Raw genomic sequence first — 26,148 nt, forward strand, 5'->3', positions numbered from 1 at the left:
GATCCTGAGCGCTGTCCGGGCGGTGTCCAGATTGTACTGCATGGGCGCACATGGCGCCATAAGACGGAATCCGCCACAGGTGAGCATTCAGATCATCGATCGGGCAAAAGGTTGAGCGGCGGCGTGCGCTCCGGTATATTCCGGGCATGTCCGCCAAACTGACCGACCTGCTCACGAGCGGCTCCGTTCCGCTGTATCTGGCTCCCCAGGCGGGAGTCAGCGAATCGCCGTTCCGCCGGCTGTGCCGCGAGTACGGCGCCGACGTCGTGGTTTCGGAGTTCGTCTCCGCCGAGGGCATCCGCCGGCACGACCGGCGCACCCACGGCTATCTGCGCTTTCACGACGACGAGCGCCCCATCGGCATCCAGATCTTCGGCTCGGAGCCGGACGCCATGGCCGAGGCCGCGCGCCTGGTGGAAGAGGTGTACGAGCCGGACTTTCTGGACATCAACTTCGGCTGTCCGGTCAAGAAGGTCGTAAGCCGCAACGGCGGCAGCGGCTGCCTGCGCGACCTGGATCTGGTGGAAAACATCATCCGCGCGGTAAAGGCGGCCATCAGCATTCCCACGACGGTCAAGATCCGCAGCGGCTTTACGGAAGAGACGCGGCGGCCGGTGGAGATCGCGCTGCGCTGCCAGGACGCGGGCGCCGTCGCGCTGACGCTGCACGCGCGCACGCGGACGCAGATGTACAGCGGCACGGCCAATTGGGATGAGATCGCCGCGGTGAAGGCCGCGCTCGACATCCCCGTCATCGGCAACGGCGACGTGTTCCGCGGCGAGGACGCGGCCCGCATGCACGCGCACACCGGCTGCGACGCCATCATGATCGCGCGCGGCTCGCACGGGGCGCCGTGGCTGTTCCGGCAGGGGCGCGCGGCGCTGCAGGGGCTTCCGGTTCCCGCCGATCCCGATCCGGCGGAGCGCTTCCGCATCGTCATCGAGCACGCGCGCCTCGCCATCGCCTGGGAATCGGACGAGGAAAAGGCGATGATCGAGTTCCGCAAGCACCTGGGGTGGTATACCAAGGGGCTGCCGAACGGGCGTCTGCTGCGGCAGGAATTGTTCGAGGTGCGGCGGCTGGAAGATGCCGAGCGGCTGCTGGAAGGGTACCTGGCGGAGTACGAGGGAGCGCCGGCGTGACGCCCGAGCGGCTGCGCGCGCTGCTGGACGAGGTGGCGGCCGGCTCCCTGCCGGTGGACGAGGCGGAGCGGCGGCTGGCCTGGGCGCCCACGGAGGACCTGGGATTCGCCCGCGTGGACCATCACCGCGCGCTGCGGCACGGCTTTCCGGAAGTCGTCTTCGGCCTGGGCAAGACGCCGGAGCAACTGGCCATGATCGCCGCGCGCATCGCGGCGCGCGGAGAAGGTGTTCTTGCGACGCGGGTGGATGAGGCCGCCTTCGAGCCGCTGCGGGCCGCCGTCCCCGGCATCCGCATCAACCCGCTGGGCCGGACGGCGTACCTGCCCGCGGCGGAGCCCGTCGCGCGGCGCACACGGGGTTCGGTGCTGATCGTGACCGCGGGGACGAGCGACCTGCCGGTGGCGGAAGAAGCGGCGGATACGGCCGCCGCGTTCGGCAATCCGGTGGAAAGACTGACGGATGTGGGCGTGGCGGGAATCCACCGCATCCTTGCCGCGCAAGACACGCTGGCCGGCGCGGCGGTGATCATCGTCGTGGCGGGAATGGAAGGGGCGCTCCCCTCCGTGGTCGGCGGCCTCGTCTCGGTCCCCGTGATCGCCGTGCCGACGAGCGTGGGCTACGGCGCGGCGTTCGGCGGACTTTCCGCGCTGCTGGGGATGCTGAACTCCTGCGCGTCCGGTGTCACCGTGGTCAACATCGACAACGGATTCGGCGCGGCTTCCGCCGCGTCGCGCATCAACCTCCTGCCGCCCGCCTGATCATCTCCGCTTCCCGCATCTCCCATCCGCTTCCGCTCGCGGCGACGGCGCTGGCCTACCTGGCCCTGCTGGCGTTCGCGCCGCGGCTGGCGTGGTGGGGCGCCGCGCTGGGCGTCGCGCTGCTGGCGGGAATGGCGGTGTGGACCTTTCGCGCGCGGGGACGGGACGCGGCCTCCGCGGCGGCGATGTGGCCCGCCGCGCACCTGCTGATCGCCGTCACGGGGCACCTTGCGTCGCCGCTGATTGCGCTGGGCGCCGCGTGGGCCGCGCTCTTTGCCCGGCGCGCGCCGCGGTGGGGGATGCACGGCGCGGGCGCGGCGCTGCTCCTGGGGCTGGGCGCGGACTGGATGGACGGCACGGCGCCGGGGTGGGCCGCCGCGGCGCGCTGGGCGCTGCTGATGGGCGTCGGCCCGGCGCTGGCGGGAATCGGATCGCGGATGGGCCGCGGAGCGTCCACCGGGAATGACCGGCCGCAGCCCGCGCCCGCGGCTCCCCGCGAAGGCGCCGCGACGGATTCCGAAACGGTGGATACGGCGATCGGCATCGTGCTGCGCGCGACGGACGCGCACGAGGCGGCGCTCTGGCGGGCGGAGGGCGAGCAGGAAGACCGCTCCGCGTCGCTGATGGCCCGCGTGGCCGCGCCGGATGTGCCCGCGCCCGCGTCGCCCGTGGCGCTGGCCGGGCACCCGTTCGCGTGGGCCATCGACGAACGCCTGCCGCAGCGGATCGAGCGCGGCAAGCGGGACCTGCCCTCGCCCTGGGCGGCGGAGATGCTGCTGGTTCCGGTGGAAACTGAGCAGGGCGGAATGGTGCTGTCGCTGGCGTATCCCGGCATGGTGCCGCCCGGCGCGGAAGCCGCCGCGGTCCGCGGGGGACAGCACCTGGCCACCGTGCTGGGGCTGCTGCGTGGGCGCTCGTCCATCCACCGCGCGGAAGCGGGCATGCGCGCGATGGCGGATGCCGTGCGGGTGCTCCCCGGAGAACTGGAGATGGGAAAGTTCGCCGGCGAACTGTGCGCCGTGGTACGCCAGGGCACCGGCGCGGCCGGCGCGGCGGTGATGATGGTGACGGACGACAGCGGGCGCGGAAAGGTGCTGCACGCCAGCGGCGATCCCATGCCCATGGCGGCGGAGGCGTTCGGCGAGGGCGAGTCGCGGGTGGCGCTGGCCGTAAAGCACGGCGTGGACCTGGCCTACGCGGACCTCAAGCGCGAGCGCGACCGGCTTCCGCTGCTTGCCCCGGGCGAGAAGTGGGAGCGGGCGCCGCGGTCCGCCGTCGTGCTGCCGTTGATGGTGGACGGACGGGCGATCGGCGCCGTCGCGGCCTGGCACCCCGAGCCGGGGCGCTTTGGCGAGCGGGAGCGCGAGATTCTGCACTCGCTCTGCTCCATTGCGCCGCTGCCGATGCGGAGCGCGCGCCGCTTCGAGGCGCTGGACCACCGCGCATCCACCGATCCGCTCACTGACCTGCCCAACCGCAGCGCGTTCGACCAGCGGCTGACGGCGCTGTCCGGCTACTTCGACCGCTACGCGCGGCCGTTCAGCCTGATCGCCATCGACGTCGACTTCTTCAAGAAGTTCAATGATACGTGGGGGCACGAGGCGGGCGACCGCGTGCTGCGCCACGTGGCGGATCTGCTCAAGGCGACCGTCCGCGACGTGGACCTTCCCGCGCGGCTGGGCGGCGAGGAGTTCGTGGTGCTGCTGCCGGAAACGACGCTGCGGCAAGCCACGGAAGCCGCGGAGCGCATTCGCCGCTCGCTGGAGTCGCGCAGCGTAAACTGGAACGGCCGCCCGCTTTCCGTCACCGCGTCGCTGGGCGTGGCGTGCGTGCCGGACTGCACCGCGGTGCCCGCCGACGCACTCGCGCTGGCGGATGCCGCGCTCTATCGCGCCAAGGAACTGGGCCGCAACCGCGTGGCCGCCGCGCCGCGCGCCGAAAAGGAAGCCGGCACCCGCGGCTGATCCCGCACGTCCCCGCCGTTCATCCCATCCGTGACCGCAACTCATCCGCACGACAATCCGTTCCCGCCCGCGCCGGCCAACATGCCGGTGTGGGATGATACGCCGTGGACGCCGCTTCCGCTGCTCGCCGGGGACGATTCCGCGGACGTGTGCGTGATCGGGCTCGGCGGATCGGGGCTGTCGTGCGTGGGAGAGCTGCTGCGGCTGGGCGTGTCCGCCGTGGGCATCGACGCGGGGCCGGTCGCAGGCGGGGCGGCGGGGCGCAACGGCGGATTTCTGCTTGCGGGGACGTATCACTTCTACCACGACGCGGTGGAGGCGCTGGGGCGGGAGTGGGCCTCGGCGCTCTACCGGCTGACACTGGACGAGGTGGAGCGGATCGCGGCGGAGACGCCGGACGCCGTGCGACGCACGGGTTCGCTGCGCGTGGCGGATTCGGATGAGGAGCGCGATGACTGCGCGCGCCAGCTTGCGGCCATGCGTGCGGACGGCCTGGCGGCGGAGGCGTATTCCGGTCCCGAGGGCGACGGCCTGCTGACCCCCGCGGACTGCGCGTTTCAGCCACTGCGGCGCTGCCGGACGCTTGCGGAGCGCGCCTCGCGGGAGGGAGCGCGGCTGTACGAGCACACGCCGGCCGTGGAGATCTCAACAGGCGAGGTGCGTACGCCCGGTGGCCGCATCCGGTGCGGCGCGGTGCTGGTGGCGGTGGATGGCCGGCTGGAGCGGCTGCTTCCGGAACTGGATGGACGCGTGCGGACGGCGCGGCTGCAGATGCTGTCGACCGTGCCCACCACGGAGGTGCGCGTGCCCCGTCCCGTCTATGCGCGCTGGGGATACGAGTACTGGCAGCAGCTTCCGGACGGGCGCATCACGCTGGGCGGTTTCCGCGACCATGGCGGGGAAGGGGAGTGGACCGCGGATGGTACGCCGGGCGAACTGGTCCAGCGGCGGCTGGAAACGTTCCTTCGTGAGCGCATTGGCGTGCATGCGCCCGTGACGCACCGCTGGGCCGCGTCCGTGGGGTACACGCCGTCCGGAATGCCGGTGCTGGAACAGGTGCGGCCGCGGGTGTGGGCGGCGGGCGGGTACAGCGGAACCGGCAACGTCATCGGCGCGCTGTGCGGCCGGGCGATGGCGCAGCTGGCCGGCAGCGGCCGGTCATCCATCGCGGACGTGATCGCCGGAGCCGGGTTCGGCGCGGCACGGGGGACGTGGCCCGTGGCGTGAACGTTTGATTCTCGACCGGGGCGCCGTTATCGTATGCGTCCCGCCTTTTCTCTCATCCAGAAAACCATCCTGGCATCCACATGAACGCTCCCGCTCTGCGCGTCCGCTCCATCGGCGAAATCCTCGACATGGCGTTCCAGCTGTACCGCGCCCACATGGTTCCCATCGTTACCGCCACGGGGCTGTTCATTCTGCCCATCCTGCTGCTGCAGGTGGTTGTGCCGGAGGAGTTTCTGAGCGTGGTGGACCGGGTGAGCAACATCTTCTTCATGGCCGCCAGCGCGGCGGTGGTGCTGATCGCCTCGGAAGGCTACATGGGGCGGCAACTGGATGGGGTGACGGCGGTCAAGCGGGTGAACGGGCGTTTCATGTCCGTGTGGGGCGCCGCGATCATCCAGGGGCTCATGATCGGGATCGGGCTGCTGCTGCTGGTGATTCCCGGGCTGATCGCGGCCGCGTGGACGTTTGGAATGCAGCAGGCGGTGATGATTGAGGGACGCAAGGCGAACGACTCGTTCGAGCGGTCGCGCGACCTCGCCCGGGGGAACCTGATGCACGTGCTGCTGACGGCCGTGATGACGCTGGTGATCACCTTTGTGGCCGTGATCGGCGTGATGGTGGTGCTGGGCTACGTGTTCACCGGCACGCGCTCGCTGAACATCGTGAGCACCCTGGTGATGATTCTGCTGAACCCGCTGGCGGCCGTGGTGAACACGGTGCTGTACTACGACCTGCGCATCCGCAAGGAAGGGTACGACGTGCAGGTGTACACCGAGCGCATGGACGCGGGCGTGCCCGTCGCGGGCTGATCTTCGCTTTTGGGGATGACGGGCGGGGCGCGGCCATGCGGCCGCGCCCCGCTTCTTTGTTCCGCGGCGTGCCGTCCGCTGAGCGAAGATCGTCCCCTGAGCCGTTTCTTCGCCCGCGGACCGTTGCCGCGCGGGCGAGGCGGTTTTATCGTGCGGCTCCGCTGATCTGACCACCCGTTCCGCCGCGCCGATGACTGATCGACCGACCGCGCTTTCCCGGCAGTCCGACATCTACGTGGGCGGGGTGAACGGCCGGCGCCCCGCCGTGCCCGTGGGCGCGCAGGCGCTGGAAGACGCCGCGCGGGAAGCCATGAGCGAGGAAGCGTTCGCCTACGTGGCGGGCGGAGCCGGGTCGGAAAGCACGGTGCGCGAGAACCGCGCGGCGTTCGAGCGGTGGCGGATCGTGCCTCGCATGCTGCGCGACGTGTCTGCCCGCGACACCTCGATGGAACTGTTCGGCGAGCGCCTGGCCGCGCCGGTGCTGCTTTCGCCCGTGGGCGTGCTGGAGATGGCGCACCCGGAAGCGGACCTGGCCGTCGCCCGCGCGGCGGCGGAAACGGGAGTGCCGTTCATCTTCAGCAGCCAGGCCTCCTTCCCGATGGAGGACACCGCTTCGGTGATGGGCGACGCGCCGAGGTGGTTTCAGCTGTACTGGAGCAAGAGCGACGCGCTGGTGGAAAGCTTCGTCTCGCGCGCGGAATCGTCAGGGTGCGGCGCCATCGTGGTGACGCTGGATACGACGCTGCTGGGCTGGCGCACGCGCGACCTGGAACTCGCCTACCTCCCCTTTCTGCGCGGCAAGGGGATCGCGCAGTACGTGAACGACCCCGTGTTCCTGGAGTCGCTGCACGGACCGCCGCCGGAGGGCCCCGCGCCGCCGCCGCGCCAGGTGAACCCGTCGTCGCTGCGCACGTTCGCCTCGCTGACCGCCGCCCATCCTGGCGGCTTCTGGAAAAACCTGCGCCGTCCGGAGCCGCTGCGCGCCGTGCAGCAGTTCATCGCCACCTATTCGCGCCCGTCGCTCACCTGGGACGAACTGCCGTTCCTGCGCGCGCGGACGCGGCTGCCCATCATCCTCAAGGGCATTCTGCATCCGGATGACGCACGGCGGGCGGTGGACGCGGGGATGGACGGCGTGATCGTCAGCAACCACGGCGGGCGGCAGGTGGATGGGTCCATCGCCGCGCTGGATGCGCTCCCCGGCGTGGTGGAGGCGGTCGCCGGGCGCATTCCCGTGCTGATGGACAGCGGCATCCGTGGCGGGGTGGACGTGTTCCGCGCGCTCGCCCTGGGCGCGCGCGCCGTGTGCCTGGGCCGGCCGTACGTGTACGGACTGGCGGTGGCGGGGCAGGCGGGCGTGGCGGAGGTGATTCGCAACCTGCTGGCGGACTTCGAGTTGACGATGGCGCTTTCCGGATGCCGCTCGCTGGCGGAGATCACCCGCGAATCCATCGTCCGCGCCGGCTGAGGACGGCGCGGCGCGGATCAAACCGTCCGCGCGGCGGTACCATCGGCCACAGACGACAATCCAGTTTCATCCACGCGTGCCCCCATGCCTTACGTGACGCTGCGCCGCGCGCTTCATGCGCTTCTGTTGTCCGCCCTGCTCCCCGCCGCGGCCGCCGCCCAGTCGGTGAGCGGGCGCGTGCTGGACCTGGCGACGGGCCAGCCGGTGGCGCAGGCCGCGGTTTCGGTGCTGGACCAGGCCGGCCGGCTGCGGGCCAGCGGGCAGACGGACGGCAGCGGCCGGTTTCTGCTCCTGCTGGACAGCGCCGCCACGGTGCAGCTTCGCGGCGAGCGCATCGGCTACCGCGCGGCGGCTTCGGACTGGCTGCGGGTGGGCCCCGGATCGATGCTGAGCGCGGACCTGCGGCTGCCCCCGTCGGCGGTGACGCTGAGCGGGGTGACGATCACCGCGCGGCAGACGCCCCCCTTCAAGGACCGGCGGGCGCGCAACTTCTTCATCCGCGCGGGGCGCGGGGTGGGGTCGTTCGTGCTTCCGGAGGTGATCGACGCGCGACGGCCGGGACCGCTCAGCACGATTCTGCAGTCGGTTCCGCGCATGCGCTTTACCCGGGCGGAGCGCGCGGATCCCGGCGAGCCGCTGCTGCCCGGCCGTGGCGGAGGCACCTGCGTTCCCACGATCTACGTGAACGGCGCCATCAAGCGCGTCACGGGCGACGACCGGCTGAACGACCTGGTGGATCCCAACGAGCTGTGGGGCGTGGAGGTGTACGAGCAGAGCTACGAGGCGCCCGCGGAACTCCCCGCGCAGGACCCGGACTGCGGCGTGATCGTCGTCTGGACGCAGCGCTCCTGATGGACCGGGATGGACAAACGAGAGCGGCGGCGAGGATTCATTCCTCGCCGCCGCTCTCATTTTCATCCATCCAGACGGTGGTCAGCTGTGACCGTTTCCGTGGCCCCGGCCGTTTCCGCGCCCGTTGCCGTCTCGGTTATTGCCGTTCCCATTCCCGTTGTTGCCGTTGCCGTTTCCGCGGCGGCCGTTGTCGTGCCGCTCCTTGTCTTTGCCGTTGCCGCGGTTCTGGCGCGGCGCCGAGGCCTCGCCGCGCCCCCGGCCGGTGACGGTGCGGCGGTAGTCTTCGGGGCTCAGGCGGCCGCCGTTGCCGCCGGCGCACGCCGCGGTGCCCAGCAGCGCCAGCGCCAGGGCGGCGGACGCGAGTCGAAGGTGCTTCATCGGATTCCTTTGTGCGCAGGTCATGACTCCGGCGCGGGCGGGCCGGACGATTGGGAAACATCCGTCGCAAGGTCTGCGCCGCTGATACGGGATCAGCCGATCGGGCGGCGAGTCTCGACAGCATGCCGTGCGCGGGGTAGTTTGGGCGCTTGACCTCCACCCTCCGTCTCCGGTTCAGGAACATGGACGCGCTGAAGCAGACTGATCCCGATATCCACCGCCTGCTCATTTCCGAGGCCGAGCGGCAGGAGCACCAGCTGGAGATGATCGCCTCGGAGAACTTCGTGTCGCAGGCGGTGATGCAGGCACAGGGCTCGGTGCTCACCAACAAGTACGCCGAGGGCTACCCGGGCAAGCGCTACTACGGCGGCTGCGAGGTGGTGGACGAGGTGGAGGAGCTGGCCCGCCAGCGCGCGCTGCAGCTGTTTGGCGCGCAGCACGCCAACGTGCAGCCGCACTCGGGCGCGCAGGCCAACATGGCCGTCTATTTCGCGCTCATGCAGCCCGGCGACACCCTGCTGGGAATGAACCTGAGCGAGGGCGGGCACCTGACGCACGGCTCGCCGGTGAACTTCAGCGGGCGCCTGTACAACGTGGCGGCGTACGGCGTGCGGCCTGACGACCACCGCATCGACTACGCGGCGCTTCGCGACCAGGCCATGCAGGTGCGCCCGTCCATCATCGTGGCGGGGGCCAGTGCGTATCCGCGGCAGATCGACTTTGAGACGTTCGGCGAGATCGCGCGGGAGTGCGGGGCGCGGCTGGTGGTGGACATGGCGCACATCGCCGGGCTGGTGGCCACGGGGCACCATCCCAACCCGGTGCCGTTCGCGGACGTGGTGACCACCACCACGCACAAGACGCTGCGCGGGCCCCGCGGCGGCATGATCCTGTGCACCGAAGAGCACGCCAAGGCCATCGACAAGCAGATCTTTCCGGGCGTGCAGGGCGGCCCGCTGATGCACGTGATCGCGGCCAAGGCGGTGGCGTTCAGCGAGGCGCTGCGCCCGGAGTTCAGCGACTACAGCGGCCGGGTGATCGCCAACGCGCAGGCGCTGGCGCAGGGGCTGGCGGAGCGCGGGTTTACGCTGGTGTCGGGGGGGACGGACAACCACCTGATGCTGGTGGATCTGCGCAGCAAGGGCGTGACGGGCAAGGTGGCGGAAAAGGCGCTGGACGCGGCGGGGATCACGGTGAACAAGAACACGGTGCCGGGGGAAACCGAGTCGCCGTTCGTCACCAGCGGCATCCGCATCGGCACGCCGGCGCTTACCACGCGCGGGCTGGGAGTGGGGGAGATGGAGACGATCGCCGGGTTCATCGACCAGGTGATCAGCGCGCCGGGAGACGAGGCCGTCGCCGGGCGTGTCCGCGGCGAGATCCGCGAACTGTGCGACCGGTTTCCGCTGTACGGCGACTGGGCGCGCAGCTGATCGCGATCGTCACGGCGTTCTTAACGGCCCCGCTCATGGCGGGGCCGTTTTCGTTGACGGGTGTCCAGTTTGTCAGTACTCTCTCCTGGGTGCCGGAATTCCCGCATTCTTCCCTGTTCGTCGGATGACCACATACTTCGTGTACATCGTCGCGAGTCTCGCGCGCGTGCTCTACGTGGGCGTGACCAGTGACCTGCCTCGCCGGATCGTGGAGCACAGGACCGGCGCGATCGCGGGGTTCACGCAACGTTACAGGGTGAACAGGCTTGTCTACTATGAGGCAGGCGAGAACATTCGCTCGGTGATCGAGCGCGAGAAGCAGCTGAAGGGATGGACGAGACGCCGCAAGGCGGAGTTGATCGAAGCGCAGAATCCGGGATGGGAGGATCTGGCGGTGCACATCGGGCTGCCTGTCGCCGAGGATGGACAGGCGCGCTGAATCTGTTGATGGCGGCGGAGTTGGCTCGTGCCCAGGCTAGATCCTTCGTCGCGCCAGAGTGTGGTGCCGCAGAAACTTCCGCCGGCGCTCCTCAGGATGACATGTGGGGGGTGGATGGCGTGGTGCGGCGACGATTCCAGGCGTGGGGCACAGACCCTGTTCCAGCCCCAAACCATGTCATCCTGAGGAGGCGCCGGACGAACTTGCGGGTGAGCCGAGCCCTGGCGCCGACGAAGGATCTACCATCCGCCGGTCCAACTCTCCCGCTCCACACGAAACCGTCCCGGCGACCTCTCGACGCGAACCGCGGGGCGGTTCCGGTGTACGCGAAGGTCTTGCGCCCGATCCCCAGTGATTCCCGCAGTGCCTGCCATGAAGCGAGCCTACATCGAAACGTACGGATGCCAGATGAACATCAGCGACAGTGAGCTGATGCACGGCATCCTGGCCGAACAGGGTTTCTCCACCACCGACAAGCCCGAAGACGCGGACGTCATCCTGGTGAACACCTGCGCCATCCGCGACCACGCGGAACAGCGCGTCATCGGCCGCGTGGGGCAGCTTCAGCAGATTCGCCGCGACAACCCGGACGTCGTCATCGGCGTTACCGGCTGCATGGCGCAGCGCATGGGCGAGTCGCTGCTGGGCCGCGCGGGCGGCGTGGACATGGTGATGGGCCCCGACGCCTATCGCCAGCTTTCCGACAAGCTCGCCGAGGTGGTCGCGCGCCGCGGGCCCGCCGGACGCCTGCCCATGTCGCAGTCCGCGCCGGCCATCGCCGCCCGCGGCCTGGCCGTCCTGGGCTTTGACCCGCACGAGAACTACGAGGGCGTCGCCGCCAAGCGCATCTCGGCCGTGAGCGCCTGGGTGCCCATTCAGCGCGGCTGCAACTACCGTTGCACCTACTGCATCGTCCCCTACGTGCGCGGTGACGAAAAGAACCGCGATCCGCAGGCGATTCTGGACGAGGTGCGCGCGCTGGCCGCGGACGGCGTTCCCGAGGTCACACTCCTGGGGCAGACCGTAAACTCGTACGAGCACGGCGGATGGAACTTTCCCCGCCTGCTGCGCGAGGTGGCGCACGTGGACGGAATCCGCCGCGTGCGCTTCACCAGCCCGCACCCCAACGACTTCACCCGCGAGCTGGTGGAGGCGATGGCCGAGGAGCCGCGCGTGTGCAAGCAGCTGCACCTTCCCGTGCAGAGCGGCCACAACCGCACGCTCAAGCGCATGCTGCGCCGCTACACGGTGGAAGAGTACCTGGAAAAGATCGAGTGGGTTCGCGCGGCCATGCCCGGCATCTCCCTGAGCACGGACGTGATCGTGGGCTTTCCGGGCGAGACGGACGAGGAGTACGAGGCCACGCTGCAGCTGATGCGCACCGTGCGCTACGACGACGCGTTCCTGTACAAGTACTCGCTGCGCGACGGCACCCCCGCCACGCGCCTGCCCGCCGACCAGTTCGTCCCCGACGAAATCGGCTCGGCGCGCCTGCAGCGGCTGATTGAGACGCACCGCGCCATCCAGGCGGAGATCTACCAGTCCGAGGTGGGCCGCACGGAAGAAGTGCTGGTGGAAAAGGAAGGGAAGCGCGGCGGGCTTCAGGGGCGCACCGGCGGCAACAAGGTGGTCACCTTTGAGGGCCCGGTCGGCCTGATCGGCCACTTCGTGGACGTGGAGCTCACGGGCACCAGCGGCTCCACCTTCGTGGGCGAGATGGCCGGCGCGCTGGCGGCCGCGTGAAGATGCCCGGCTGGCTTCCCATCGCCGGCGTCGCGCTGGCCGGCGCGCTGGTCACCTGGCTGAACCGCGGCGAGCGCGTGGTGCTGCACGCGGGCGTGGCGACGTTCTACCGCGCGCCGCTCACGCTGGTGCTGTTCGTGGCGTTCGTGGCTGGCATGCTGACCATGATGATGCTGAGCCTGCGGCAGGACATGCGGATGCGCCAGGAACTGCGCGCCCGCGGCCTGCTGGACGACCTTCCGGCGCGCCCCGCGGCGGTGCCCCCGCGCCGCGAGCCCCTCGCGCCCGCCGCCAGCCGCGCGGACGACGCCACGTGGGCCGCGCCGCCGCCGGTGGCGCACTCGCCGTGGGCGGACATGGACACGCCCCGCCGCGCGACGGACGAGGACGCGACCATCCCGCATCCCCGCGAGCCGGACCCGCCCGCGTACTGAGCTGGATTTTGATGGTAAGCCGCCGCTCTCCTACGGGGGGCGGCGGTTTTCGTTCGCGATCGTTGGCTCGGAGAATATGTCGTTGTGCGCGGGCGCGATGGTGATTAGGTTGGATCAGAGCCGCTCTTATTCCGCCTTCGCGAGATAAGGCGCGGTTCGTCGCCGGCCGGCACGCCGCGTCTGGCTCCTCGTCCCGCCGTTGCCGCCGCGCCTTGCATCAAGCTGCGCGCACCTGCACCAGCCGGGCGGAACCACGTCCTGTCCGACAGCCACGGTACCTGCCGCCGCCACATCGTCTCATCCCCCCTCACGCACACCGGAACGGAGCATCCCCATGACCAAGCTGATCCTGAAGTTGGATGAACTGAGCGTGGAGTCGTTCGCCCCCGCGGGCGAGGTGCCGGGGCGCGGCACGGTGGAGGGGCGGGGCGACACGCTGGGGTACTACACCTGCGCGGAGAACACCTGCGACGGCGGTACGTGCGGCCGGCAGTTCTCCGAGGCGACGTGCGACACCACCTGCGGACAGCCGGCAACCTGCGGATACGACTACTGCGGTACGTATCCGGGCCAGGGCTGCCCCAACTCGCAGTGGTACTGCACCGACTGCAAGTGGGTGTGCTGAGGAACGGTCGGTCGGTGTCACCGCGCGAAGTACGGTCCGCGCATCGCGGATGATGAGGGTGAGACGTTCCCGGCTCCGGCTCGGGGCGTCTACTCCGTGCGCGTGGAAAGCAGCGTCTTGTGAGAGCTTCCAGTTTCTGACAGATTGAGGGACTCCCTTTTACGCCACCCCGCGACACCGGAATCTGCCGGACGAGCGGGAGCCGTACACCTGTACCGGAGAACGACCATGGATAAGCTCAGGCTCAACCTCGACTCGCTTTCGGTCAAGTCGTTCAGCACCATCACGGACCCCACGAGCACCACCACCGGTCCGGATCGTCCCGGGGGCACCTGCGTCTGCTTTGCGCCTCCGTGCGTGTGTTCGGCCGGGCCGGACTGCACGGCTGCCTCGAACTGAAGCCGTCTCCAGACGACGGAAAACGGCCGCGAACCCCCGGGTTTCGCGGCCGTTTTCCTTGCGTGGATGACGTCCGGTGGAATGCGGCAATGGGATGTCGGGAAACGGGTCCGCAAGCTGGCGGATTCGGTTATTTGAGGCTGGAGGGGAGATGATTATCATGCGGGCGACCGATTTTCTGTCCCCGCACCCCGCTTCCGGTGAACCTGATCCGCCTTCCGCTCGTGGCCGCGTCGCTCGCCTTTCTGGGCGGGCTTCTGGCCGGCCTGCGGCTCGAATGGATGACCGGCGGCATCGCCCTCGTGGCGGTGCCGCTGCTCGGCGCGCCCTGGCTCTACCCGCGCATCACCGGCGGGCCGGCCCCGCGCTGGATGCCGCGCGCGGTGCTGTGGGCGGCCGTGGCGATGGCGGGGGCGGGGCACGGGGCCCTCGCCCGGGCAGACGCGGTGGCGGACTGCCGCGCACACCTGCGCGACGGCGACCCGCTGGTCGTCACCGGCGTGCTGGCGGCGAACTGGACCCCGCCCCCGGACGACGACGGCAAGCGGCCGCTGCTGCCCACGCAGGTGCGCGAGATCGCGTCCCGCACGGGCGTGATCCCCGGCTGCACCGGCGGAGTGCGGGTGCGCATGCCGCGCGGCGCGGCGCCCGCCCTCGCCGGGACGGAGGTGGTGGTGCGCGGCGAATGGCGCACCCTGCCGCGCCCCGTGCTGGGCAGCGCATGGCCGCGGGACGGCGCATTCGCGGGATACGTGTCGGTGGACAGCGTGCAGACCGCTCCGCCGCGATGGTCCGCGCACCCGCTGCTGGCGGCTCGCGGCGCGTCGCAGCGCCGGGTGCACCGGCTGATGGGACGCCACGGTCCCCTGGCGGACGCGCTGCTGCTGAACCGGCGCGAGACGCTGGACCGCGACCTGAGCAACCGCTTCGCCCAGACGGGGCTGGTGCACCTGCTGGCCATCAGCGGCACTCACGTGGCGCTGCTCGGCGCCGTGTTCGTGCTGCTGGGGCGCATCCTTCGCCTGAGCCGCGCGCGGATCGCGTGGCTCACGATCCTGCTGATGGCCGTGTACCTGGCGCTGATCGGCGCGCCGGGATCCGCGGTGCGCTCCGGCATCATGATGGGGCTGGTGCTCATCGGGGGTGTGCTGCAGCGTCCTTCCGCCACCCTTCCCATCGTGTCCGCCGCGGCGCTGGTCATCCTCGCCATCGATCCCATGCAGGCGCTGGATGTGGGGTTCCAGCTGTCATTTGCGGGAGTCCTGGGCATCATTCTGTTCCGCGCGCCGATGATCGCGGCGGTTCCGTCCGCGTGGCGCAGGCATCCGGCCGCGCGGTGGCTGGCGGAGTCCGTCGCCGTCAGCATCGCCGCGTTTGCCTGCACCGCTCCAGTGGTAGCTCACGCGTTCGGGCAGGTGGCGCCGGTATCCATTCTCGCCAACCTGCCCGCCATTCCGCTCACCAGCCTGGCGCTCATCGGCGTGGGTGCGGCGGCGCTGCTGGACCCGCTGGCTCCGCCGCTCGCCCGGCTGGTGGCGGACGGGGCGGGGCTCGCGCTGGACCTGCTGAACCTGGTGGTCGACCTGGCGCTGCGCGTTCCCTGGGGGCACGCGGCGGTCACGCGCCCGCGCTGGTGGCTGTGGGCGCTGGCCGCGATCGCCTTTCTGCTGGTGATGGATGCCACGCTGCGGATGCGCGCGCGCGTGCGCTGGTCCGCGGCGCTGATGGCCGCGGCCGCCACGCTGCTCCTGCTTCCTTTCTCCGGCGCGGCCTCCGGCGGAGGGATGGAGATCGCGTTCCTGGACGTGGGGCAGGGCGACGCGATCGCGATCCGTACCCCGGGGAACCGGTGGGTGCTGGTGGACGCGGGCGAGCGCGATGGCGAGTGGGACGCCGGCGAGCGGCGCGTGCTGCCGTTTCTGCGCGCCCGCGGCGTCACGCGGCTCGAAGCGATGGTACTCACCCATCCCCACGCGGACCACATTGGCGGCGCCGCAGCGGTGATGCGCGCCATGCCCGTGGCGCGCCTCCTGGAGCCGGGGATGCCGTACGGCTCGCCGATGTATCTGGAAACATTGCAGACGGCGGTGGAGCACCGGGTGGAGTGGCTGGCCGCCCGGCGCGACCGCGTGCTGTCGGTGGATGGGGTGACGTTCACGGTGCTCTGGCCCACGGAAGCCAGCCTGCACGCGCCGGAGGACGTGAACGACATCAGCGCGGTGATCCTGCTGCGCTACGGCGAGTTCTCCGCCCTCCTGACGGGTGACGCGCCGAGCGGGGTGGAGGAGCAGCTGGTGGCGCGCCACGGGGCGGCGCTGCGCGTGGACGTGCTCAAGGCCGGCCACCACGGCAGCCGGACGGCGTCGTCCGACGCGCTGCTGCAGGCCGCGCGGCCGGAACTGGCGGTCATCAGCTGCGGGGTGCGCAACAAGTACCGGCATCCGCACGCGCAGGCGCTGCAGCGGCTTCAGATGCACCATGTGCCGGTGGCGCGCACGGACCGCGACGGCACGGTGCTGGTGGAGGTGGAGCCCGGCGGGGAGCACTGGTCGCGCGGAGATCCGTAGCGCGGAGGACGGCGTGATGCGGCGGCGTTGGATCCGCGCGAACCGCCGGACAGGCTGGCGGTCGTCATGGGGCGGAGACAAAATCCACCAGGAGATCGGCGGATCGAGGTGTGAATCCGGAAACGGGTCCGGTCCCCGCGGAGCGGATCAGGTGCAGCGCGGGAGCGGCGTCACCTTTTTGAACCGGGTCTGCGGCCGGGCCGGACCGGAGTTTGCTGCACTGCGGGCATGAAACGCCCGTTTGCACCCATCCTGTGGACGTTCTTGACGGTACGCGCCAAAATACCGACATTAGCCGGAGCGCGGTTCGTCCCGGAAAGGACATTGCGATGAGGCTGTGGTCCCGCGCGCTGGACCGCGTACTGGGCCCGCCTGTGCCTCCGGACGAGCTTCCCTGCGCCGTTCCCCCCGGGGTGACGGTGCGGCGCGGGCACCTGGTGCCCCGCGTGGGCGGGTGGTTCATGGGCGGAAGCCGGCGCGCGGCCGGCGCGGTCACCTTCGGGCGCACCATTCTGGCCAATCCGGATACGCCGCTGACCGACGACCTGATCGTGCACGAACTGGTGCACGTGGAGCAGTGGAAGGACCCGCTGTTCGCGCTCAAGTACTGCGCGCAGTGGATGCGTCACGGGTACCGGCAGAACCCGTACGAAGTCGAAGCCTACGAACGGCAGGCCCGGTTTGCCGCCCGCCGCGGACCCCTACCCCCGAGGAACCCGTGACCACCAAGTCGGTCATCACCATCGAGCGGCACATCATCGAGGCCGAGCGGCAGTATCCCGAAGCCACGGGCGCCTTTTCCAACATTCTGTCCGACGTGGCCTTTGCCGCCAAGATGATTGCCAAGGAGGTGCGCCGCGCCGGGCTGGCCGACATCCTGGGGTACACGGGCGAAGTGAACGTGCAGGGCGAAGACGTAAAGAAGCTGGACGAGTACGCGCACGAAGTGATCTTCAAGGCGCTGGACCACACGGGGCACCTGTGCGGAATGGCCTCGGAAGAGGTGGAGGACTTCATCCCCATCCCCGACCGCTTTCCCACGGGCAAGTACTGCGTGCTCTTCGATCCGCTGGACGGCTCGTCCAACATCGAGGCCAATGTCAGCGTGGGCACCATCTTCAGCGTGCACCGCAAGATCAGCGACCACGAGCGCGGCTGCGCCGAAGACTGCCTGCAGCCCGGCTACAAGCAGATCGCCGCCGGGTACGTGGTGTACGGATCGTCCACCATGCTCGTGTACACCACGGGCAACGGCGTGCACGGCTTTACGCTGGAGCCGTCCATCGGCGAGTTCCTGCTGAGCCACCCCGACATCCGCATCCCCTCGCCCGGGCAGCGGATCTTCAGCGCCAACGAGGGCAACTACCGCAACTGGTCGGCGGGGCAGCGGGCGCTGGTCGATCACCTGAAGGGCGTGGACGGGACCAATCCCAAGCCGTTCAGCGCGCGCTACATCGGGTCGCTGGTGGCCGACTTCCACCGCAACCTGCTGTACGGCGGCTTCTTCATGTACCCGGCGGACAGCAAGAGCCCCAACGGCAAGCTGCGCCTGCTGTACGAGGCCGCGCCGCTCGCCATGATCGCCGAGCAGGCGGGCGGGCGCGCGTCCACCGGCTTCACGCGCATCAACGAGATCGAGCCCACCTCGCTGCACCAGCGCACGCCGCTGTACATCGGCAGCGCGGAGTACGTGGAGCTTGCCGAGCAGTTCCTGGCGCAGGACGCGCAGCACGCCGCCGATCCGGCCGATGCGCTGGTGGCGGTGGGCGCGGGCGCCTGATCGCCATCGCCTGACGGATGGAGAGAGCCCCCGCTGCTTCGGCCGCGGGGGCTCTCGTGCTTCGCGGTCTCCACCAAGTGCTTTCACGCGGAGGACGCGGGGGTGGCGGAGGAACGCGGGGGCCACGGTGCGGGCCGGCATTCGTCCGTGCGGAAGGAGAGGGATGGAGGGCGGGTCGGCTGGCGAGGGTTCCGGGGTTGGTCTATACTGTCGGCATGGCACCGTCTTCTCCGGAACAGGTTCCGCTTCCCCCGTCCGCGCGGCCGGGCGGGCCGTCCATGCTGGACCTGGTCCGCCTCAGCCGCGACGTGGTGTTTCCCCCCGGCGGCGAGGACCTCTACCGCCAGATCGGCCGTCTGACCGAACTGACGGCGGATACCGAGGTCCTGGACGTGGCGTGCGGGCGCGGCACCACGGGGCTGTTTCTGGCCGAGTCGTTCGGCGTCAGCGGCGTGGGCGTGGACCATGATCCCGTCCTGGTGCAGCAGGCCGAGCGGCGCGGGCGAGAAAGCAGGGCCGCCGGGCGCTTCACCTTTGAGACGGCGTCGCTGGACGACTTGCCGTTCAAGGACGCCAGCTTCGACGTCGTGATCGGCGAGATCGGACTGGCGGCGCTGGCCGATCCCGCGCGCGCGGTGGCGGAACTGGCGCGGGTCACGCGGCCGTACGGGTGCGTGGTGCTGGTGCAGCTGATCTGGACGGGCAACGTGGACCCCAACCGCCGCGAGATCCTGGTGCGCCACCTGGGCGCCCGCCCCATGATCCTGGTGGAGTGGAAGCAGCTGCTTCGCGACGCCGGAGTGGTGGAGCTGGTGGTGGAGGACTGGTCCGATTCGCCCTCGCCCTTCCGCCCGTCGGGGGCGGGACCGTTTCCCGACTTTTCGGAAATTTTCACATTGCGGGAAAGGCTGGCGATTCTGCGCCGCGCGTACCGCCGCTGGGGGTGGGGCGGGGTAAAGGGCGCCGTGATCCGCGAACGCGAGGTTCACCGCCTGCTGACCCGCGAGCGCGTGCTGGGACTTTCGATGATCAAGGGAACCCGCTGGCCCACGGACCGCACCGCGCCGTAGCCGCCCGCCTTCCCCCAACCGCACCGGATGATGGCCGTCGTGGAAGAAACCGTCGCGCTGAGCCGCGACACCGTGGAACGAATTCGCGAGCACCTGCGCGGCACCCGCGTGGATGGCTGGCTGCTGTACAACTTCAAGGGCAACAACCCCATCGCCTCGGACCTGCTGGGTCTGCCCGCGATGACGCGCCGCTACTTCGTCTGGATTCCGGCGCAGGGCGAGCCGGTGGCGCTCACGCACCGCATTGAGCAGCAGCCGTGGACGGGGTGGATCGGGGAAAACTGGCCATACTCCTCGTGGCGCGAACTGGACAGCCGGCTGGCGCAGCTGCTGGGCGGCAACCCGCGCGTGGCCATGGAGTACGCCGCCAGCGACGCGGTGCCGTACGTGGACCGCGTTCCCGCCGGCGTCATTGAACTGGTGCGCGCGACCGGCGCGAAGATCGTGACCTCCGCGGACCTGGTGAGCGCGTTCTACGCCCGCTGGTCCGACGAGGGGCTCGCCAGCCACCGGCGCGCCGCGCGCGACGTGTACGAGACGGCTCACGGCGCGTTCCGCCACGTGGCGCAGGCGCTGCGGGCCGGGCGCACGCTGACGGAGTGGGACGTGCGCGTGTGGATCGGCGAGGAGTTCGAGCGGCGCGGCATCACCGTGGGCGGTGACGCGATCGTGGCGGTAAACGGCAACGCGGCCAATCCGCACTACGGCCCCTCGGCGGAAAAGCATTCCGAGATCCGCCCGGGCGACCTGGTGCTGATCGACCTGTGGGGCAAGGAGAACGACGCGTCGGTCTACGCGGACCAGACGTGGATGGGGTACGCCGGCGAGCAGGTGCCGGAGCGCATCGCCGACATCTTTGCCGCGGTGCGTGACGCGCGGCTGGCGGCAATCGATCTGGTGCGGCGCCGGTGGAGAGCGGGCGAGGACGTGGCCGGCTACGAGGCGGACGACGCATCGCGCGCCGTCATCACGGACCGCGGCTGGGGAGATGCCTTCATCCACCGGACGGGGCATTCCATCGACCGCGACCTGCACGGCTCCGGGCCCAACATCGACAACCTGGAAACGCGCGACACGCGCACGCTGATCCAGGGCGTGGGCTTTTCCATCGAACCGGGGATCTACCTGCCCGGCGACCTGGGTTTCCGCTCGGAGGTGAACGTGTACATGGGCGCGGACGGGCCCGAAGTCACCACGCCGGAGCCGCAGACCGAGGTGTACGCGCTGCTTTCCGACCCGCGGTTCGCATGACCGACACCGATCCCACGCCCGCCGAAGCCGCGGCACGGACGGACCTGGCCGGGCCGCAGGTGGCGTCGGAACTGGGGCTGGCGCCCTCGCCGGGGCCGCTGCACCGCTCCCCGCACGGGCTGGCGCTGCTGGCCGTGCTCCCCGCGCTGGAGCACGGGGCCGCGTGGGAGCCCGCGGACCCGGCGCTCGGTGCCTCGGTGGTGGCGGGAACGGACCTGTGCGCGCTCGTGTGCCCCGCGCCGCCGCCGGGGGGGGAGCTGGAGCCCGGGCATGTCGCTTCCCGCCACTGGGAGGTGCATCGCGCGCTGCTGCAGGGCCACGTGGTGCCTGCGCCGGTGGGGATCGTGTTCGCGGACGCGGACGCGGTGCGCGGTTTTCTTACGGAGTCCCACGCGTCGCTTCACGGCGCGATGGAGCGCGTGGGCGGTCGGTGGGAGTTCCGGCTGCACGTGGACGTGGTGGATCCGGGGTTCGCGCGGCAAATGGCGCTGGACTTGGCCACGCACATCTACGCGGAGCTGCGGCGCACGAGCGTGGCCGCGGTGACGCTTCCCGCGGCGGGGCAGCGGGTGCTGAGCGCCGCGTTCCTGGTGGAGCGCGGTTCGTCGTCCGGGTTCCAGAGCCGGCTGGACGTACTGGCGCGGCTGAACAGCGCGCTGCAGCTGGACCTGACGGGGCCGTGGCCGGCGTACGACTTCGTGCAGATGCGCGCCGTCACCGGGGTGGAAGTTCCGCACGTGGCGCGATAGCTGGCAAGGCCGGTGAGGCGAAAAGGTGAGGCGGGTGACGGTTCGCCGCGGAGGACATCGCCGGCGTTCGTGGTCCCGCCCGGCGGTTGAAACCGCGCCTCGAAAGACACGAAGTCCGCCTCCGCGGACTGCGGCGGAGGCCCCGGCTGTTTCTCCGAGGCAGATGAAGCCTCGATCGTGGACGCGGCAGCGGCCGCGAGTCGGAGCTTGGCGCCGTTCGAGCGGCGGATTCATCCGCTCCAGTCTCTTCGGCGAACGCACTCACGTACTCAGCACTCACGCACTTCCGTCGATGAAGCTTTCCTTCGAGATCGTCGAACTCCAGACCAAGCACGCGTTCAACATCGCGCGGCAGGTGGGGCCTCCGTCGCGGCGGCTGGTGTGGGTGCGCGTGCGGGACAGCGATGGCGTGGAAGGATGGGGCGAAGCCTCGCCGCAGCCGTTCTACGGCGAGACGGCGGATACGGTGACGGCTATCCTCCCCCGGCTGGCGGAGGCGCTGGAAGAGGCGGCCGGCGGCGATCCCTTCGCGCTGGAGCGGATTGACGACGCGGTGCACCACGCGCTGGCGCACAACGGCTCCGCGCGCGTGGCCATCTCCGCGGCGATGCACGACCTTGTCGGCAAACGGCTGGGCGTGCCCGTGTGGAAGCTGTGGGGGCTGGATCCCGCGGCGGCGCCGCGCTCGTCGTTCACCATCGGCATCGACGAGCTGGAGGTGATGCGCGCCAAGGTGCGGGAAGCGGCCGCGTATCCCATCCTCAAGATCAAGGTGGGCACGCCGCGCGACCGCGAGATCCTGTCCATGATTCGCGAGGAAGCGCCCGGCAAGACGATCCGCGTGGACGCCAACACCGGCTGGTCGGCCAAGCAGACCATCGCCGTCATGCCGATGTTCCAGGAGTTCGGCGTGGAGTTCGTGGAGCAGCCGCTGCCCGCGCACGATCTGGCCGGCCTTCGCCTCGTGCGCGAGAACTCGCCGCTCCCCATCATCGCCGACGAGTCGGTGGAGAACGCGACGGACGTGGCCAAGCTGGCCGGCGTGGTGGATGGCGTGAACATCAAGCTCAGCAAGTGCGGCAGCCTGCGCGAGGCGATCCGCATCATCCACGCGGCGCGCGCGCACAACATGAAGGTGATGCTGGGCTGCATGATCGAATCTACGCTCGGCATCGCCGCCGCCGTGCAGATCACGCCACTGGTGGATTACGTGGACCTGGATGGCGCCGCCCTTCTGGCGCACGATCCGTTCGCGGGGCCCGGGATCGAGGCGGATGGAACCGTTCGATTCAATTCGGAACCCGGGCTCGGCGTGCGCCGGAGGGAGTGATTGTTTCAGCCCGTCGCCGTGGTGCGCGTTTGTTGTGCTGACATGCACATCCCGCCACCTGTCGTGATCGTCTCCTGAACGAGCTGCAATGGCCGGATGCGACTCGCCGGTGCTGGCGGTGCAAAGGGTACGGAGTATCCGCCTCACTGCACGACGCGGATTGGCCGTACGTTCCTTCTGGGCCGCGAGGGCTTCCGGTTGGCTGGCGTGCAGGGTTACCATTCCGGATACCGCCATTACATCTGTTCTCATTCCGGAGGTCCCAAGATGCGCCAGATCAAGCTCGAGCTGAGCAACCTGCAGGTGGAGTCCTTTGCGACCATCGCCCCGGCGGCGGGGCGGGGGACCGTGCTGGGCCATGCCAAGACGTACGTGGAGAACACGGAGTGCTGCGAGACGTACGCGCCCTACGTCTGCGCGTCCGCCAACGACGGCTGTCCCACGCTGGTGCATGCCCTGACGTATTGCTCGCCGGAGTGCCAGCCCACGGAGCCGGGGGTCTGCGGTGGCGGCCCCGCCACGGATGCCTGCCTGTAGTTTCCCCGCCGGCGGAGTGGCATTCCCGCTGCAGTTTACGCCACTGGTGAACTGCGTGGACCGCGATGGCGCCGTCCTTCTCGCCCACAATCCGTTCGCGGGTCCTGGGATCGAGGTGGATGGCGCCATCCGGTGCAACGCGGTTCCGGAGCTCGGGGCGACGGCGAGTGAAGGAAATCGATGGCGAAATACGAAGCGATTCCGGAGTGGGGACCGGCGGAGGTAGAGGCGGCGATCGCGCGGGACCGGCCGGAAGAATTGCTGTACGCCGTCGTGTCTGCCTCGTTGTACGCGGAGGACGCGAAGTGGGCGGAAAGCGTGTGCCTGCGCTTGGCGACGCATCCGCATTTCAACGTGCGGGGCAACGCGCTTCTCGGTTTCGGCCACATCGCGCGGGTGCACCGGCGGCTGTCGCGCAGGCAGGTGCTGCCCCTGATCGAGGCGGGGTTCCACGATCCCCACGAGTACGTCCGAGGTCAGGCGTACGGTGCCGCGGACGACATCGGGCACTATCTCGGCTGGCGCATCCGGCGGCCGGAGTGATCGCAAATCATTGATGGATAACGACAGCCAGCCACGCCGTACGCGTGCTGGCTGTTTCTGTTCTCACGCCCCCTGTCGCGCGCTGTTATCTTTTGGCTTCCGGGAGTGACGCCGCCGTGCGCGCCGTCCCTCCTATTCCCTATTCCCTATTCCCTATTACCTGGTCTTGTTCGTCGAAGTCGCGCTCCCGCTTCCACTTCCGCGTACCTTTACGTACGCCGTTCCGCCTGAGCTGCGCGCACAGGCGCGGGCCGGCGCGCGCGTGCTGGTGCCGTTCGGGCAGCGCGAGCGCATCGGGTGGATCGACCGCGTGGTGGAGACGGCCGCCAAGCCGGAGCGCGCCAAGCCGGTCACGGCCGTGCTGGACGCGACGCCCTCCGCCACGCTGCCGATCCTGAAGCTCTGCCGGTGGATCGCGGACTACTACCTGGCGCCGCTGGGCCAGGTGCTGCGGACGGCGCTCCCCGCCGGGCTTACGGACTCGTCCACCGACTTCGTGACGCTGGCGCGCGACCCGGGCGAGGCCGCGCTTTCCGAGTTCGAGGCCAAGCTGGTCGCCTTTCTGCGCGAGCGAGAGGGACTGCAGCCGGTTGCGCGCGTGCGGCGGGTACTGGGAGAGCGCGCGTGGTGGCCCGTCATCCGCCGGCTGGAGCAGGAAGGAATCGTCCGCGTGGAAACGGAGGGCCCGCGCGTGGAGCCGCCCGTGCGCACCCGCCGCGTCGTACGCATCGCGCGCGAACTGCCGACGCTCCTTTCCCGCGAGGAGGCGTTCGGCCGGGCGAAGCGGCAGCGCGAGCTGTACGAGACGCTGGAGTCCATCGGCGGCTCGGCGGACACGGCGCACGTAACGACGGGGCTGGGCTTCGGCTCGGAGCTCATCCGCCAGCTGGTGAAGAAAGAACTGCTGGCGGTGGATGAGGAGATCATCCCGCGGGATCCCTATGCCGCCATCGCCGCGACGGCCGCGCCCCGGCTGAACCCCACGCCCGCGCAGGCCGGCGTCATCGACGCGCTCGTCGCCGCTACGCGCACGTCCGCGCCGGGGACGTTTCTGCTGCGCGGCGTGACGGGATCGGGCAAGACGCTGGTGTACATCGAGTTGCTGCGCGAGGTGGTTGACCGCCAGGGGAAGACGGCCATCGTCCTCGTCCCCGAAATCGCGCTCACGCCGCAGACCGTCGGCCGCTTCAAGGCCGTGTTCGGCGACCGCGTGGCCGTGCTGCACTCCGCCCTCAGCGACGGCGAGCGCTACGACGAGTGGCGCTCCCTGCGATCGGGGGAAAAGCGCATCGTGGTCGGCGCGCGCTCGGCCGTGTTCGCGCCGATGGAGCGGGTGGGCGCCATCATCGTGGACGAGGAGCACGAGGGCTCGTACAAGCAGGGAGAGGCGCCGCGCTACCACGCCCGCGAGGTGGCCGTCGTGCGCGCGCGGATGGAGGGCGCGGTGTGCCTGCTGGGTTCCGCCACGCCCGCACTGGAAAGCTGGGCCAACGCGCAGGCCGGCAAGTACAACCTGCTGGAACTGCCGGAACGCGTGGGCGGGCAGCCGCTTCCGCCCATCAAGATCGTGGACCTCAAGAAGGAACGCGAGCGGATCAGGAAGAGCACGGGGCCGCTGCAGGAAGTGGCGCCCGTGGTGGTCAGCGACGTGCTTGCCGCGGCGGTGCGCGATCGCATCGCCAAGGGCGAGCAGACCATCCTCCTTCTGAACCGCCGCGGATACGCGACGTTTGTGCAGTGCCGCGAGTGCGGGCTGGTGTGGCACTGCCCGCAGTGCAACGTCTCGCTCACCTATCACCGCAAGCGGCACAGGCTTACCTGCCACTACTGCCTGCACGAGGAAGAAGCGCCCAGGCACTGCCCGTCGTGCGGCGAGGATGACCTGAGCTTCAAGGGCGTGGGGACGGAGCAGGTGGAGCGCGCCGTGGAAGAGGCGTTTCCCTCCGCCCGCATCGCGCGGATGGATGTGGACACCACCGGCGCGAAATGGGCGCACCACGACATTCTGGGCCGCGTGGAGCGGGGCGAGGTGGACCTGCTGCTCGGCACACAGATGATTGCCAAGGGACTGGATTTTCCCAACGTGACGCTGGTCGGGGTGATCAACGCGGACGTGGGGATCAACCTTCCCGACTTCCGGGCCACGGAACGCACCTTTCAGCTGCTGACACAGGTGGCCGGACGGGCCGGGCGCGGAGTGAAGGGCGGGGAAGTGTTCATCCAGACAGCGCTCCCCAACCACTACGCCATCCTTTCCGCCACGGACCACGATTTCGTGGGCTTCGCGGAAAAGGAGTTCGAGACGCGGCGCGAGCCCGCCTATCCTCCCTTTTCGCGCCTGCTGAACGTGGTCGTGAGCGGGACGGAGGAGAACGCGACGCAGGCCGCGGCGGTGGAGGCGGCGGACTGGGTTTCCGGGCTGCTGACCGGGCGCAAAGTGAAGGGTGTGGCGCTGGTGGGACCCGCGCCGTGCCCCATCGACCGCATCCGGGGACGCTGGCGCTGGCACTTCATCCTGCGCTCCGACAGTCCGAAGACGTTGGGCGAAGTGGCGCGCTACTTCTACGAGAAGTACCGCCTGCCGTCCAACTCCAAGGCAGATCTGCGGCTGGCGCTGGACCGCGATCCCGTGGCGCTGCTCTGACGCGCA

The 26,148-nt window shown here is 70.0% G+C and carries 24 protein-coding genes; 23 read left to right on the plus strand and 1 reads right to left on the minus strand.

Annotation, left to right across the window (positions count from 1 at the left end; translation table 11 throughout):
* Window positions 1-146: 146 nt before the first annotated feature.
* From dusB to HNQ61_RS21335, 7 genes are all read left to right on the plus strand, one after another.
* Window positions 147-1,142: a tRNA dihydrouridine synthase DusB gene (gene dusB, locus HNQ61_RS21305; RefSeq protein ID WP_170038807.1), complete on the plus strand. Its 996-nt coding sequence runs from the start codon at window positions 147-149 to the stop codon at window positions 1,140-1,142.
* Complete coding sequence (gene larB, locus HNQ61_RS21310; RefSeq protein WP_170038806.1) at window positions 1,139-1,900, plus strand: nickel pincer cofactor biosynthesis protein LarB; 762 nt, start codon at window positions 1,139-1,141, stop codon at window positions 1,898-1,900. The genes dusB and larB overlap by 4 nt, the downstream gene beginning before the upstream one ends.
* 131 nt (window positions 1,901-2,031) lie before the next feature.
* On the plus strand, window positions 2,032-3,864 hold the full coding sequence (locus tag HNQ61_RS21315; protein WP_183685788.1) for a sensor domain-containing diguanylate cyclase: 1,833 nt from the start codon (window positions 2,032-2,034) through the stop codon (window positions 3,862-3,864).
* A gap of 30 nt (window positions 3,865-3,894) precedes the next feature.
* Window positions 3,895-5,091 carry an FAD-dependent oxidoreductase gene (locus tag HNQ61_RS21320; protein WP_205762076.1) on the plus strand — a complete coding sequence of 399 codons (1,197 nt, stop codon included), beginning with the start codon at window positions 3,895-3,897 and terminating at the stop codon, window positions 5,089-5,091.
* An 80-nt stretch (window positions 5,092-5,171) separates the two neighbouring features.
* Window positions 5,172-5,900: a DUF7847 domain-containing protein gene (locus HNQ61_RS21325; RefSeq protein WP_170038804.1), complete on the plus strand. Its 729-nt coding sequence runs from the start codon at window positions 5,172-5,174 to the stop codon at window positions 5,898-5,900.
* A gap of 190 nt (window positions 5,901-6,090) precedes the next feature.
* Entirely contained in the window at window positions 6,091-7,368 is a 1,278-nt protein-coding gene (locus HNQ61_RS21330) for a lactate 2-monooxygenase (RefSeq protein WP_170038803.1), read from the plus strand.
* A gap of 84 nt (window positions 7,369-7,452) precedes the next feature.
* The gene (locus tag HNQ61_RS21335) at window positions 7,453-8,220 is read left to right on the plus strand and encodes a carboxypeptidase-like regulatory domain-containing protein (protein WP_170038802.1); all 768 of its coding nucleotides are present in this window, start codon (window positions 7,453-7,455) and stop codon (window positions 8,218-8,220) included.
* 81 nt (window positions 8,221-8,301) lie between these two features.
* On the opposite strand, the gene HNQ61_RS21340 is transcribed toward HNQ61_RS21335, so the two are convergent.
* Window positions 8,302-8,598 (minus strand): hypothetical protein, encoded by a 297-nt coding sequence (locus HNQ61_RS21340; RefSeq protein WP_170036016.1) that lies wholly within the window; start codon window positions 8,596-8,598, stop codon window positions 8,302-8,304.
* 182 nt (window positions 8,599-8,780) lie between these two features.
* Between HNQ61_RS21340 and HNQ61_RS21345 the strand changes: the two genes are divergently transcribed.
* The 16 genes from HNQ61_RS21345 to priA all read left to right on the plus strand — a co-directional run bounded on the left by HNQ61_RS21345 (window position 8,781) and on the right by priA (window position 26,142).
* Complete coding sequence (locus HNQ61_RS21345) at window positions 8,781-10,031, plus strand: serine hydroxymethyltransferase (RefSeq protein WP_170038801.1); 1,251 nt, start codon at window positions 8,781-8,783, stop codon at window positions 10,029-10,031.
* Window positions 10,032-10,155: 124 nt separating this feature from the next.
* On the plus strand, window positions 10,156-10,470 hold the full coding sequence (locus tag HNQ61_RS21350; RefSeq protein ID WP_170038799.1) for a GIY-YIG nuclease family protein: 315 nt from the start codon (window positions 10,156-10,158) through the stop codon (window positions 10,468-10,470).
* Window positions 10,471-10,842: 372 nt separating this feature from the next.
* Window positions 10,843-12,213: a tRNA (N6-isopentenyl adenosine(37)-C2)-methylthiotransferase MiaB gene (miaB, locus tag HNQ61_RS21355; RefSeq protein ID WP_170038797.1), complete on the plus strand. Its 1,371-nt coding sequence runs from the start codon at window positions 10,843-10,845 to the stop codon at window positions 12,211-12,213.
* Window positions 12,210-12,647: a LapA family protein gene (locus HNQ61_RS21360; RefSeq protein ID WP_170038795.1), complete on the plus strand. Its 438-nt coding sequence runs from the start codon at window positions 12,210-12,212 to the stop codon at window positions 12,645-12,647. Before miaB ends, HNQ61_RS21360 begins: the two co-directional genes overlap by 4 nt.
* A gap of 334 nt (window positions 12,648-12,981) precedes the next feature.
* Complete coding sequence (locus HNQ61_RS21365; protein ID WP_170038794.1) at window positions 12,982-13,272, plus strand: hypothetical protein; 291 nt, start codon at window positions 12,982-12,984, stop codon at window positions 13,270-13,272.
* Between the two features lie 228 nt (window positions 13,273-13,500).
* Window positions 13,501-13,671, plus strand: coding sequence for a hypothetical protein (locus HNQ61_RS21370; RefSeq protein WP_170038793.1), 171 nt, complete (start codon window positions 13,501-13,503; stop codon window positions 13,669-13,671).
* Window positions 13,672-13,871: 200 nt separating this feature from the next.
* Entirely contained in the window at window positions 13,872-16,238 is a 2,367-nt protein-coding gene (locus HNQ61_RS21375; RefSeq protein WP_170038792.1) for a DNA internalization-related competence protein ComEC/Rec2, read from the plus strand.
* Window positions 16,239-16,567: 329 nt separating this feature from the next.
* Window positions 16,568-16,960 (plus strand): hypothetical protein, encoded by a 393-nt coding sequence (locus tag HNQ61_RS21380; RefSeq protein WP_170038791.1) that lies wholly within the window; start codon window positions 16,568-16,570, stop codon window positions 16,958-16,960.
* Window positions 16,957-18,018, plus strand: coding sequence for a class 1 fructose-bisphosphatase (gene fbp / locus HNQ61_RS21385; protein ID WP_170038790.1), 1,062 nt, complete (start codon window positions 16,957-16,959; stop codon window positions 18,016-18,018). The genes HNQ61_RS21380 and fbp overlap by 4 nt, the downstream gene beginning before the upstream one ends.
* Before the next feature lie 215 nt (window positions 18,019-18,233).
* Window positions 18,234-19,088: a class I SAM-dependent methyltransferase gene (locus HNQ61_RS21390; protein ID WP_170038789.1), complete on the plus strand. Its 855-nt coding sequence runs from the start codon at window positions 18,234-18,236 to the stop codon at window positions 19,086-19,088.
* Window positions 19,089-19,115: 27 nt separating this feature from the next.
* Entirely contained in the window at window positions 19,116-20,339 is a 1,224-nt protein-coding gene (locus HNQ61_RS21395) for a M24 family metallopeptidase (protein WP_170038788.1), read from the plus strand.
* Window positions 20,336-21,088, plus strand: a complete 753-nt coding sequence (locus tag HNQ61_RS21400) for a GvpL/GvpF family gas vesicle protein (protein WP_170038787.1) — start codon at window positions 20,336-20,338, stop codon at window positions 21,086-21,088. Before HNQ61_RS21395 ends, HNQ61_RS21400 begins: the two co-directional genes overlap by 4 nt.
* Window positions 21,089-21,380: 292 nt before the next feature.
* Entirely contained in the window at window positions 21,381-22,418 is a 1,038-nt protein-coding gene (locus tag HNQ61_RS21405) for a dipeptide epimerase (protein WP_170038785.1), read from the plus strand.
* A 267-nt stretch (window positions 22,419-22,685) separates the two neighbouring features.
* Window positions 22,686-22,955 carry a hypothetical protein gene (locus HNQ61_RS21410; RefSeq protein ID WP_170038784.1) on the plus strand — a complete coding sequence of 90 codons (270 nt, stop codon included), beginning with the start codon at window positions 22,686-22,688 and terminating at the stop codon, window positions 22,953-22,955.
* Between the two features lie 180 nt (window positions 22,956-23,135).
* A complete protein-coding gene (locus HNQ61_RS21415; protein ID WP_170038783.1) occupies window positions 23,136-23,498 on the plus strand; it encodes a hypothetical protein in 363 nt (120 codons plus the stop codon).
* Between the two features lie 166 nt (window positions 23,499-23,664).
* A complete protein-coding gene (gene priA, locus HNQ61_RS21420; RefSeq protein WP_170038782.1) occupies window positions 23,665-26,142 on the plus strand; it encodes a replication restart helicase PriA in 2,478 nt (825 codons plus the stop codon).
* The last annotated feature ends 6 nt before the right edge of the window (window positions 26,143-26,148 follow it).

It is taken from the genome of Longimicrobium terrae (genome assembly GCF_014202995.1).
Lineage (GTDB): Bacteria > Gemmatimonadota > Gemmatimonadetes > Longimicrobiales > Longimicrobiaceae > Longimicrobium > Longimicrobium terrae.

Excerpts from the sequence above, each read along its gene's own strand:
- dusB (WP_170038807.1), top strand. The coding sequence starts at position 147 with ATGTCCGCCAAACTGACCGACCTGCTCACGAGCGGCTCCGTTCCGCTG.
- HNQ61_RS21315 (WP_183685788.1), top strand. The coding sequence starts at position 2,032 with ATGGCGGTGTGGACCTTTCGCGCGCGGGGACGGGACGCGGCCTCCGCG.
- HNQ61_RS21325 (WP_170038804.1), top strand. The coding sequence starts at position 5,172 with ATGAACGCTCCCGCTCTGCGCGTCCGCTCCATCGGCGAAATCCTCGAC.
- HNQ61_RS21330 (WP_170038803.1), top strand. The coding sequence starts at position 6,091 with ATGACTGATCGACCGACCGCGCTTTCCCGGCAGTCCGACATCTACGTG.
- HNQ61_RS21335 (WP_170038802.1), top strand. The coding sequence starts at position 7,453 with ATGCCTTACGTGACGCTGCGCCGCGCGCTTCATGCGCTTCTGTTGTCC.
- HNQ61_RS21340 (WP_170036016.1), bottom strand. The coding sequence starts at position 8,598 with ATGAAGCACCTTCGACTCGCGTCCGCCGCCCTGGCGCTGGCGCTGCTG.
- HNQ61_RS21345 (WP_170038801.1), top strand. The coding sequence starts at position 8,781 with ATGGACGCGCTGAAGCAGACTGATCCCGATATCCACCGCCTGCTCATT.
- HNQ61_RS21350 (WP_170038799.1), top strand. The coding sequence starts at position 10,156 with ATGACCACATACTTCGTGTACATCGTCGCGAGTCTCGCGCGCGTGCTC.
- miaB (WP_170038797.1), top strand. The coding sequence starts at position 10,843 with ATGAAGCGAGCCTACATCGAAACGTACGGATGCCAGATGAACATCAGC.
- HNQ61_RS21365 (WP_170038794.1), top strand. The coding sequence starts at position 12,982 with ATGACCAAGCTGATCCTGAAGTTGGATGAACTGAGCGTGGAGTCGTTC.
- HNQ61_RS21370 (WP_170038793.1), top strand. The coding sequence starts at position 13,501 with ATGGATAAGCTCAGGCTCAACCTCGACTCGCTTTCGGTCAAGTCGTTC.
- HNQ61_RS21380 (WP_170038791.1), top strand. The coding sequence starts at position 16,568 with ATGAGGCTGTGGTCCCGCGCGCTGGACCGCGTACTGGGCCCGCCTGTG.
- HNQ61_RS21390 (WP_170038789.1), top strand. The coding sequence starts at position 18,234 with ATGGCACCGTCTTCTCCGGAACAGGTTCCGCTTCCCCCGTCCGCGCGG.
- HNQ61_RS21395 (WP_170038788.1), top strand. The coding sequence starts at position 19,116 with ATGATGGCCGTCGTGGAAGAAACCGTCGCGCTGAGCCGCGACACCGTG.
- HNQ61_RS21400 (WP_170038787.1), top strand. The coding sequence starts at position 20,336 with ATGACCGACACCGATCCCACGCCCGCCGAAGCCGCGGCACGGACGGAC.
- HNQ61_RS21405 (WP_170038785.1), top strand. The coding sequence starts at position 21,381 with ATGAAGCTTTCCTTCGAGATCGTCGAACTCCAGACCAAGCACGCGTTC.
- HNQ61_RS21410 (WP_170038784.1), top strand. The coding sequence starts at position 22,686 with ATGCGCCAGATCAAGCTCGAGCTGAGCAACCTGCAGGTGGAGTCCTTT.
- HNQ61_RS21415 (WP_170038783.1), top strand. The coding sequence starts at position 23,136 with ATGGCGAAATACGAAGCGATTCCGGAGTGGGGACCGGCGGAGGTAGAG.